Origin of the sequence: Streptomyces sp. NPDC001351 (assembly GCF_042896045.1) — a bacterium.
In the GTDB taxonomy this organism is placed as follows: Bacteria; Actinomycetota; Actinomycetes; order Streptomycetales; family Streptomycetaceae; genus Streptomyces.
On record NZ_JBIAWS010000007.1, the window covers coordinates 162,306 to 173,752 of the forward strand.

Consider the following 11,447-nt stretch of genomic DNA (forward strand, 5'->3'; position numbering starts at 1 on the left):
GGGGCGTTGCAGGAGTCGTATCCGGTGTCGGAGGACGTTGATCCGGAGGTGCTCGCGGAGCTGCGGACGCTGGACGACATCGCCGGCTTCCTGGCGTCGACTGTTTCGACCGTTTCCGCCGAGTCCGCCCCGCAGCCCGCCCCCTCGAAGCCCGAGCCCGAGCCCGAGCCCGTTTCCGTGCCTGCCGCCGACTCGCCTGTCGCCGCCGGTGTGATGGAGGCGCTGATGGGGGCGGTGGCGGAGAAGACGGGTTATCCGGTGGAGATGTTGGAGCCCGGGATGGATGTCGAGGCCGATTTGGGCATCGATTCGATCAAGCGGGTGCAGATACTCGGCGCGTTGCAGGAGACGTATCCCGTTTCGGAGGACGTCGATCCGGAGGTGCTCGCGGAGCTGCGGACGCTGGACGACATCGCCGGCTTCCTCGCCTCCACGGTTTCGACCGTTTCCGCCGAGTCCGCCCCGCAGCCCGCCCCCTCGAAGCCCGAGCCCGAGCCTGTGTCGGTGTCTGTCGCCGGCTCGTCTGTCGCCGCCGGTGTGATGGAGGCGCTGATGGGGGCGGTGGCGGAGAAGACGGGTTATCCGGTGGAGATGTTGGAGCCGGGGATGGATGTCGAGGCCGATTTGGGCATCGACTCGATCAAGCGGGTGCAGATACTCGGCGCGTTGCAGGAGGCGTATCCCGTCTCGGAGGACGTCGATCCGGAGGTGCTCGCGGAGCTGCGCACGCTCGACGACATCGCCGGCTTCCTCGCCTCGACCGTGGCCCCCGCCTCCAGTGACCCCGCCCCCCAGACAGCGGTCTCCGTGCCCATCGTCGCCCCCCTCGCCGTCACCTACCCCTCCGCCCCCGGTATCGGCCGTACCTACGCCGACGTCATCGAGATCGCCCCGCCCCACACCCTCGTCGGCGCGTACGCCGAACCGCGGACCGCGGTTCTCGTCGACGACGGATCGACGCTCACCCGGCCGCTCGCCGGGGCGCTGCGCGGGGACGGCTGGCGGGTGGAGATCGTGGCGCTGCCCGGTGTCGACAGCGTGGTGCCGGAGGCGGATGCCGTTCGGCGGCTGGCGAGTTGGGAGGAGAGTGAGCTCGCCGGGACGCTCGTGAGCGGGCGGGTCGATCTCGTCGTGCAGATGGCCGCCGCAGCGGGGCAGGAGTGGGCCGAGGGTGTGCAGCGGCTGGAGCACTGCCTGCTCGTCGCCAAGCACAGCCTGGCCGCGCTGAAGCCGGTGGCCGCGCAAGGCACCCGCGCCGCCTTCGTGGCCGTCACCCGGCTCGACGGGGCGAACGGCTACCGCGGTGGCGGCGACGCCTCTCCGCTGCTCGGCGGGGTCGGCGGGCTGGTGAAGACCCTCGGCATCGAGGTGCCCGAACTCTTCGCCCGTACGGTTGACTTCGCGCCGGAGCTGGCCCCCACCACCGTCGGTGCCCGCTTCCTCGGCGAGATCCACGACCTGTCGGCCGAGCACGCCGACGTGGCGCACGACCCGGCCGGGCGGCGCACGATCGCGCTCGCGGCCGAGCCGCACGAGGCACACGCGGCCGCCGTCCCGGAGGTCTCCTCCGACGACCTGTTCGTCGTCACCGGCGGCGCCCGCGGCATCACCGCCGACTGCCTGCAGGCCCTGGTCTCCGCCCGGCCCGCCGGACTGCTGCTGCTCGGCCGCAGCCGGCCCGCGCCGGAGCCCGACTGGGCCGCGGGTCACGAAGGCCCGGCACTGCGCGGGCTCATCGCACGGCGGGCCGCACAGAGCGGGCAGAAGCCCAACCCCCGGGCGGTCGAGGCGGAGTTCCGCGAGATCACCGCCTCCCGCGAGATCACCGCCAACCTCGCCCGGCTCACCGCCACCGGCGCCCGGGTCGAGTACCTCACCGTCGACATCACCGACGCCGGCGAGGTGCGTCGCGCGCTGACGCCGTACGCCGGACGGGTCACGGGTGTCGTGCACGGGGCCGGTGTCCTCGCCGACCGGCTCGTCGCCCAGAAGTCGGCTGACGAGATACGCCGGGTGCTGGGCACGAAGCTGATCGGCCTCGGCAATGTGCTGGACGCGCTCCGTGGGATCGCCGAGCTGCGGCACCTCGTGTTCTTCTCCTCCGTCGCCGGGTTCTTCGGCAACCGCGGCCAGTCCGACTACGCCATGGCCAACGAGGCGCTGAACCGCATCGCCGTACGGCTGAAGCGGGAACTGCCCTCCGCGCGCGTCACCGCGATGAACTGGGGCGCCTGGGACGGCGGCATGGTCTCCGACGACCTGCGCGCCATGTTCGCCTCGCGCGGCATCGCCCTGGTGCCGATCGCGACCGGAGCGGGCATGTTCGCCGAGCAGTTCACGGCCGGGCACGGCCACGACACCGTGATCGTCACCGGGCCGCTCACCCCGCTGTCCGCGCCGCCCACGGTGGAGGGCTCCGCGCTCACACCCCTGGTCGTCGACCGGACCCTCACCGACCTCGCCGAGCAGCCGCTGCTCGCCGACCACGCCATCGGTGACCGGCGGGTGCTGCCCGCCACCGCGGCACTCGGCGCGCTGGCGAACGCCGTCGAGACGGCGACCGGCGAAACCGTCGTCGGGGCGAGCGGGTTCAAGGTGTTCAAGGGCGTCGCCTGGGACGAGCCCGACGGGCAGCAGCCGCAGCGGCTGCGGCTGTCCGTCGAACCCGCCGACGACGGCATCGACGTGCTCGCCTCCTCCGTGGACGGCAGCGGTCGCAGCCGGCCCGCGTACAGCGTCCGGCTCAGCACGGGTGACACCGGGCCGCGGCCCGCCGACCGCACCGACCTGGCGGGCCTCGCCCGCGGCGCGGCCGGACAGGACGCGGCGCGGCTGTACCGCGACGGCACGCTCTTCCACGGGCCCTCCCTGCGCGGCCTGCGCACGGTGCTGGCCGGCGACGAGCAGCGGCTTCTCGTACGGGCCCGGCTCACCGACGACCGGCCCGCGCTCGGCGGCTACCACACCCGGCTGTACAGCCCCGTCCTGGCCGACCTGCTGCTGCAGGCCGTGCTGGTGTGGGTGCGCGAGCAGCGCGGGCGGGCCTGCCTGCCGATGGAGATCGGACGGCTGAGCCTGTACGCGCCGCTGCCGTCCGACGGCGACTTCCTCATCGCGGTCGAGGACGTACGGCCCGGGCGGACCGGCGTCACCTGCACGGTGACCGCGCTCGACCCGCAGGGCCGGGTGCTCGCCGTGCTGGAGGACGTGGTCGCGGTCGAGGACGCGGAGCTGGACGCACGGTTCAGGCAGCCGGGCCGGGCGGCCGCCACGGTCACGGTCTGACGAGGCTCGGAGGCTGATCCCGCATGGGGAAGTACGCGATCGTCGGACTGTCCTGCCTCTTCCCGGGGGCGGCCACGCCCGACGCCTACTGGAACAACCTGATGGGCGCGGTCGACTCGCGCACCGAGGGCGGTGAGCGGATCTTCGGGCACGACCCGCTCGCCGGGAGCGACAGCGAGGACCGGCACCGCATCTACTGCACGCGGGGCGGATTCCTCGAGGCCGTGCCGGACCTCGACCCCTCCCGGTACCTGCTGCCCGCCGACTACCTGGCCGGCCTGGACCGCTCGTTCCACTGGGCGCTCCGGGTCGCCGGGGACGCCCTGGCCGACGCGGGTGTATCCCCCGCTGCCGCGGACGGCCGGGCGGCCGGCCGGAGGACCGGGGTGGTGTTCGGGAACTATCCGTTCCCCACCCCGGCCTCCGGCCGAACAGCGGGGAAGCTGTGGGACGCCGCGATCTGTGAGGGCCTCGCGGCGGCTGGCTTCCCCGCGGCCGGGTTGCCGTCCGGTGCGGCGGACGGCAACCCGGCCCGTGACCGGGACAACGGCCCGGCACGGGGACCGGTGGCCGCCCGGGCCGAGGCCCACGACCTCGGACCGTTCGGCGGCGGTGCGGCGGGTGGCCGGGGTGGTTCTTCGGCTCAGGGGCTGCTCGACGGCCGGCCCGAAGCTCATCGCCTTGGGTCGTTCGAGGCCGGGGGCGAGGCCGGCAATCTCGGGCCGTTCGGCGGCGGCGCGGCCGGTGGGCGGGGGAGTTCTTCGGCTCAGGGGTCGGTCGACGGCCGGCCCGAAGCTCATCGCCTTGGATTGTTCGAGGCCCGGGCCGAGGCTCACAATCTGTGGCCCGGTGGGCTGCCCGCCCATGTGGTCGCCGCCGCCCTCGGGCTCGGCGGCCCCCGCCACACCCTCGACGCGGCCTGCTCCTCCGCCCTGTACGCCATCAAGCTCGCCTGCGCCCAACTCGCCACCGGGCGTGCCGACCTGATGCTGGCCGGCGGGGTCTGCGCGCCCGACCCGACCGTCATCCACCTGTCCTTCTCCGATCTGCACGCCTACCCGCCGGACGGCGTCAGCCAGCCCTTCGACGCCCGTTCCAAGGGCATCATCACCGGGCAGGGCGCCGCCATGGTCGCTCTCAAGCGGCTCGCCGACGCCCGGCGCGACGGGGACCGGGTGTACGCCGTCGTCGACGCCGTCGCCCTCGGCAACGACGGCCCCGGCAAGCACCTGCTCGTCCCGAACGTCAACGGCCAGCTCGCCGCGTACGAACTCGCCCACCGGGACGCCGGCATCGCACCGCAGGACATCCAGTACGTCGAGTGCCACGCCACCGGCACTCCGCTGGGCGACCGCACCGAACTCGAGGGCGTGGAACGGCACTTCGGGCGCACCCCGCTGCTCGGTTCGGTCAAGGGCAACATCGGGCACCTGCTGACCGCGGCCGGCATGAGCAGCCTCGTCAAGGTCGTTCTCGCGCTCGGGCACGGTGTCATCCCGCCCACCGTCGGTGTGGAGCGGCCGCTGCCGGGCACGGTCGCGGACCGTGTCGTACGCGAACCCACGCCCTGGCCCGCCACCGACGGCGCACGCCGGGCCGCCGTCTCGGCCTTCGGCTTCGGCGGCACCAACGCACACGTAGTCCTGTCCGGACCCGAGACGGATGTGGAGGACGACGGCACCGACCGGCGGGCACCGCAGTCGCTCGCCGTCATCGGCATGGGCGCGCACTTCGGGTCCTTCACCACGCTCGACGAGTTCGAGCGGGCGGGATACGAAGGAACGGGCGCCGTACGGGAGTTGCCGTCCCACCGGTGGCGCGGGTTCGAGACGCTCGGCGAGGGCGGGGCGCCGCAGGCCGCGTACATCGACGGCTTCGAGGTGGACGCCACCTCCTACCGCATCCCGCCCAAGGACCTCGACCACTTCAACCAGCAGCACCTGCTGATGATGCGGGTCGCGGAGGAGGCCCTGAAGGACGCCGGGTACGAGCGTCCCGCCCCCGGCGGCAAGGACGGGGCCAAGGGGCGACGGGTCGCCGTCGTCCTCGGCATGGAGATGGAGCCCAGCGCCGAGGGGCACGGAGCCCGTTACGCGCTCGACCGCAAGCTCGCCGCATGGTCGGCCGCGGCCGGTCTGGAGCCGACGGAGGACCAGCTGGCGGCGCTGACCCGGGCCGCCCGGGACGGCATCCACGACTCCATCGAGGCCAACGAGGTCCTCAGCTACATCGGCAACATCATGGCCGCGCGGATCTCCTCCCTGTGGAACCTGACCGGCCCCTCCTTCACCGTCTCCTCCGACAGCGCCGTCGGCGTCGACGCCCTCGACACCGCCCGGCTGCTGCTGCTCGACCCGAGCATCGAGGCGGTCCTGGTCGGAGCGGTCGATCTCGCGGCCGGCCCGGAGTCCACGCGGGCCCGGGAGCTGCTGGCGCCCGGGAGCCTGCTCGGTGACGGCGCCGGTGCCGTCGTCGTGACCCGGCCCGGCTCCGTCCCGCCCGAGCGCACGGTGTACGCCACCGTCGACGCCCTCGCCGTCCACCACTCGCCGACCCTCGATCCCCGGCCGGCCCCGGACCTCGTGGCCGCGGCGGCCGAGGAGGCGCTCGCTGCTGCCGGACTGACACCGGCCGACGTCGAGCTCGTGGAGGCAGGGGCCGCGCAGGACGGCACGCTGGAGGGCCTGACCCGAGTGTGGTCGGCCGAGCGGGCGGGCGGGGGGCTGCGGACCGCGGTCAGCGGGGTCAACTCCGCGGTGGGGGACACCGGTTGTGCCTCCGCGCTCGCCTCCGTCATCCGGGCCGCGCTGTGCCTGCACTACGGCTACCAGCCCATCGCTCCCGAGGGCATCGACGGTGCCCGGCTCGCCGGGTCCGCGTTCTTCCTCGCCGGCGACTCGCGGCCCTGGCTGCGCGAACGCCGCGAGGGCCGTCGTACGGCCGGTGTCAGCGTCATCGGCAGTGCGGGCAGTCACGCCCATGTGGTGCTCGGCGGCGCGCAGACGCGCGGCGAGGTGGCGGCCACCGACTGGGTGCGCTCCGGCGGCAGCCTCGTCGTGCCGGTCGGCGCCGACGACATCGACACCCTGATGCGGCGGCTGGGCGAACTGCGCGACGCCGTCGACAGCGGCGCCGACTGGACGGCGCGGCTCGCCGAGGACCGGCCCGCCGCGCTCAAGGCCGTACTGGTCGCCGACGACACGGCAGGGCTGGTACGGCAGTTGGACCAGGCGGCCAAGGACCTGCCGGCGGTGTACCGGGCGGGCGGCGAGTGGACCTCGCCGTCCGGGAGCTGCTTCGCCGCCCGTCCGGCGGGCGGGCCGGGCACCAGGACGGCACTGGTCTATCCCGGCGCCTTCAACTCGTATCTCGGCCTCGGGCGTTCGCTCTTCCGCGCCTTCCCCGGACTCCTGCCGCGCTTCGAGACACAGGCCGAACTGCCGGCGGAGATGCTGCGCTCGGCGGCGCTGTACCCGCGTGCCCTGGGGCCGCTCGGCCGGCGTGAACTGATGGGCCGCGAGGCGGAGTTGATCGAGGACATCCCGCTGATGCTGGCCGTCGGCACCAGCTACGCCCTGCTCTCCACCGACCTGGTGCGCGAGGTGCTCGGGGTGCCGGTGCACGGGGCGTTCGGCTACAGCCTCGGCGAGAGCAGCATGCTGTTCGCGACCGGCGGCTGGATCAAGGAGGCCCGCGCCACGACGAAGATCGATGCCTCGCCCCTCTTCGTCGACCGGCTGCGCGGCCCGAAGAAGACCGTACGGGCGCTGTGGGGGCTCGGCGACGAGGTGCCCGACCAGCAGGTCTGGGCGACGCATGTACTGCTGGCGCCCGCGGACGCCGTCCGCGCCTCGGTGCAGCGCCACGACCGCGTCTTCATCACCCACGTCAACACGCCGACCGAGGTCGTCGTCGCGGGCGACCCCGCCCAATGCCGCGACGTGATCGACGAGTTGGGCTGCCAGAGCGCACGCTCTCCCGCAAACCACGTCATGCACTGCCCGGTGGTGGACGGCGTACTTTCGGAACTCGCCGACCTCAACCGCTACCCGACCGGCGACGTGGGCGACCTCGTCCTCTACAGCAGCCGCCACTACGCCCCCGTCGGCGCCCTCGACCAGGACGTCGTCGCCCACAACATCGCCGTCACCCTGCGCGAAACGGTCGACTTCCCCCGACTGATACGACGGGCCTACGAGGACGGCTTCCGCTGCTTCATCGAGGTCGGCCCCTCCAGCACCTGCACCCGCTGGATCCACGAGACGCTCGGCGACGACCCGCACCTCTCGGTCCCCGTCGACCGCCGGGGAGCCCGCGGCGCAACGGACATAGCCCGCCTCGTCGCCCGCCTCGCCACCCACGGCGTCCCGGTCGACCTGACACCGTTCCGCCCCCGCACGGCAGCCCCCCGCCGCGCGCCGGGCCTGCGCACCTTCACGGTGGGCGGCACTCCGGTGGCGCCGCTGGTGAGGGAGGCGGCTGCGCCGGTGCTGGGTGCGGTACGACGGGTGCCCCGCCGGCCCGTCCCACCGCCGACGCCTGCCGCTGCCGTCATGGGCGGCGGAGCCGAGCGGGCAGGACATGGCGCGGCTCCCTCACCGTCGCGCGCCCCGGCCGCGGCGGCGACGAACGCGCCGGGCGGCGAGGCCGCTCCCCGGGACGGAGCCCCACCGCAGGCACCCCCGCCGGGAGGCGGAGACAAACGGCGCCCCGCACCATCACTGCCGGTCCCGGCAGCACGCCCCCTCCGGCCGAAGCCCGCACCGATAGCCACCACGTCGGGCAGGGCAGCCGCGCCGCAGGACCGTGCCGCGCCGGCGGTGCCGGTGCCGGTTGGGAAGGCGGCCGTGCCGGTGTCCGCGTCCGTGGCCCCAGCGGCCGCCCAGCCCGCAGCCGGACCAACCGCACCGGTGGCGACCGCGTCGGGCAGGGCAGCCGCGCCGCAGGACCGCGCCGTGCCGGCGGCGCCGGTGCCGGTCGGGAAGGCGGCCGTGCCGGTGTCCGCGTCCGTGGCCCCAGCGGCCGCCCAGCCCGCAGCCGGACCAACCGCACCGGTGGCGACCGCGTCGGGCAGGGCAGCCGCGCCGCAGGACCGCGCCGTGCCGGCGGCGCCGGTCCCGGTCGGGAACACGCCTGTGCCGGTCCCGGTCCCAGCGGCCGGCCCGCCCGCATCGACGCCCGCCGCGGCCCCCCTGCCGGCAGTGACCGCCGTTGCCCCGCCGCGCTCTGCCCCGCCCGGCGCGGCAGCCCCCGTCCCGGTGACCGCCGGGGCCCCCGACCAAGCCCCGGAACTGCCTGTCACGGCACTCCACGCCACGGAATGGGACACCGCGATGCCGACCCGCCCCGACGGTCCGCCCGTACCCGCGCTCTCGCTGGAGCGGGAACCGATCACGATGCTCCCCGCCGACGCGGTTACGGCGCCGGCCCTCGGTGCCGTGCCGCCGCAGGCCGAGCGCGCCGATGCGCCGCTCCGCCCGGCCATCTTCGGCGCCCCCCTGCCCGTACCGGACAAGCCGCGGCAGCCGGACCGGCCCGCGGACGACCACTCGGCCACGCTCACCCTGGTCCGCAGCCTGCGTGCCGAGATCCTGGAGGCGCACCAGGAAGTCCTGGACGCCCAGCGGGAGTTGCGGGAGGAACTCACCGCCGTGCTGTCCGCCTCGACGCCCGTCCCGGCGGCGCCGGCAGCCGCCACTGCGCGTCCGCCGAAACCCGAGGGCGTCGTCTGGGACGAACACGACCTCCTCGAGTTCGCCGTGGGGAAGGTCGGCAACGTCTTCGGCCCCCGCTTCACCCGCATCGACGGCTACGAACGGCGCGTACGGCTCCCCGCCCCGCCCTACCTCTTCGCCACCCGCGTCACCCGACTCGACGCGGAACCCGGGGAGTTCAAACCGTCCTTCATCCGCACCGAGTACGACGTACCCGAGGACGCCTGGTACGCCGTCGACGGCCAGGTCCCGCCCGCCGTCACCATCGAGGCCGGCCAGTGCGACCTGCTGCTCATCAGCTATCTCGGCGCGGACTTCACCAACCGCGGCCGGCGCGTCTACCGCCTCCTCGACAGCAGCCTCAGCTTCCTGGGAGACCTGCCGCGCACCGGGCAGACCCTGCGCTACGACATCTGGATCGACCAGTTCGTCCGCCAGGGCGACACTCTGCTCTTCTTCTTCCACTACGACTGCTACGCCGACGGCGAGCTCATCCTCAAGCTCAACAACGCCTGCGCGGGCTTCTTCACCGACGAGGAGCTGGAGAGTTCGCCGGGCCTGGTGCAGGGCCGGGTGGCCCCCGGCCTCAAGCAGGCGGCGGACCCCGGGCGCACGGCCTTCAAGCCGCTCGCCACCACCCACCGCACCTCCCTCACCTCCGCCGACCTCGACGCCCTCGCCGAAGGCCGGATCGCCGACGTCTTCGGCCCCGGCCACCGGCAGCCCCCCGGCTGCAACACCTCACTGCGGCTGCCCACCCGGCCGCTGCTGATGGCGGACGAGGTGACCGTCCTCGACCGCAAGGGCGGCAGCCACGGCCTCGGCCGGATCGAGGCCGTCAAGGAACTCGCCCCCGACGCCTGGTACTTCACCAGCCACTTCCCCGACGACCCCGTGCTCGCCGGATCCCTCGTCGCCGAAGGAGCCGTACAGCTCCTGGAGACCTACGCCCTCTCCCTCGGCCTGCACCTCACCCTCCCCGACGCCCGCTTCCAGCCCGTGCCGGACCTGCGGACCGAGGTGAAGGTGCGCGGACAGATCACCCCGCGCAACGCCCGTATCGAATACCGCATCGACATCACCGAGCTGACCCTGTTGCCGCGGCCCTCGCTCGTGGCCGACGTGGTGGTGCTGCGCGACGGAACCCCGTCGATCAGCGTCACCGGACTCGGCATCCGCCTGCGTGAGAAACCCGGCACGCCCTACCGCCCGGAGACCGCCGGCACCGTCCCGCACTTCCTCGGCCGGCTCTCACCGGCCACCGGCGAACCCGCGCTGCTCAACGAGTTCCACATGGCGCACGCGGCCAAGGGCGACCTCGCCGTCGCGATGGGGCCCGAGTTCGAGATCTACGCCGACAGCCGGGCACCGTACATCCCGAACGGCGACTTCCTCTTCGTCGACCGGGTGATGAAGCTGGAGGGCACCCGCGGCACGCTCAAGCGCGGCGCGGTGATGGTCACCGAGTACGACTCGCCCGAGGACGCCTGGTACTACGCAGACAACGGCCACCCGTACATGCCCAACTGCGTCTACATGGAGTCCAGCCTCCAGGCGGCCATCCTCCTCGGCTACTACCTGGGCGCCACCCTGCCCTTCCCCGAGGAACAGTTCAGCATCCGCAACCTCGACGGCCACGCCACCCTCGTCAAGGACATCGACCTGCGCGGGAAGACCGTCCAGCACCGCTCGACGCTGCTGTCCAGCGACCGGATGCCCGGCTCGATCCTGCAGAACTTCTCCTACGAACTCTCCTGCGACGGCGAGGTCTTCTACACCGGGGAGTCCCTCTTCGGCTACTTCAACGAGAAGGCACTCGCCCACCAGGTCGGCCTCGACAAGGGGCAGCACGTGCTGCCGTGGCTGGACACGCAGCCGGCCAGGCCGCCCGGCACCCGACGCGTCGACCTGCGCGACTTCCGGACCGCCGAGTCCGCCCGCCGGGGCCCGCGGCTGGCCGGCGGGCACCTCGACCTCGTCGAATGGGTGGACATCCTGCCCGGTGGCGGCGAACACGGCCAGGGGTATCTGCGCGGGCACCGCTCCATCCGGCCCGACGAGTGGTACTTCTCCTGCCACTTCCACCGCGACCCCGTGATGCCCGGCTCCCTCGGCGTCGAGGCACTGCTGCAGGGCATGCAGGTGTACGCCGTGGAGACCGGCCTCACCGACGGGCTGCGCAACCCGCGCTTCGCGCTCAGCGCCGGCACCGACACGACCTGGAGCTACCGGGGGCAGATCCTGCGCACCGACCCGGACATGGAGTTCGACGTCCACATCAAGGAGATCCGCCGCGAACCCGGCCGGATCGTCCTGCTGGGAGACGCCCACGTCTGGAAGTCGACTCTGCGGATCTATCGCCTCGGCGATCTGGGCATCGAGATCCACCACGACTAGGCGGCCTCGCCGAAGTCCGGTGCGGTTCCGGCAGCGCCCTGAAGGGGCGCG

Annotated in this window: 2 protein-coding genes; both read left to right on the top strand. The window is 73.6% G+C overall.

Features of this window, described 5'->3' with window-relative positions; all coding sequences use genetic code 11:
• Nucleotides 1–24: 24 nt before the first annotated feature.
• Complete coding sequence (locus ACFY1U_RS26065) at nt 25–3,285, top strand: SDR family NAD(P)-dependent oxidoreductase (protein ID WP_390696555.1); 3,261 nt, start codon at nt 25–27, stop codon at nt 3,283–3,285.
• Nucleotides 3,286–3,308: 23 nt separating this feature from the next.
• Nucleotides 3,309–11,396, top strand: coding sequence for a beta-ketoacyl synthase N-terminal-like domain-containing protein (locus tag ACFY1U_RS26070; RefSeq protein ID WP_390696556.1), 8,088 nt, complete (start codon nt 3,309–3,311; stop codon nt 11,394–11,396).
• Nucleotides 11,397–11,447 lie beyond the last annotated feature (51 nt).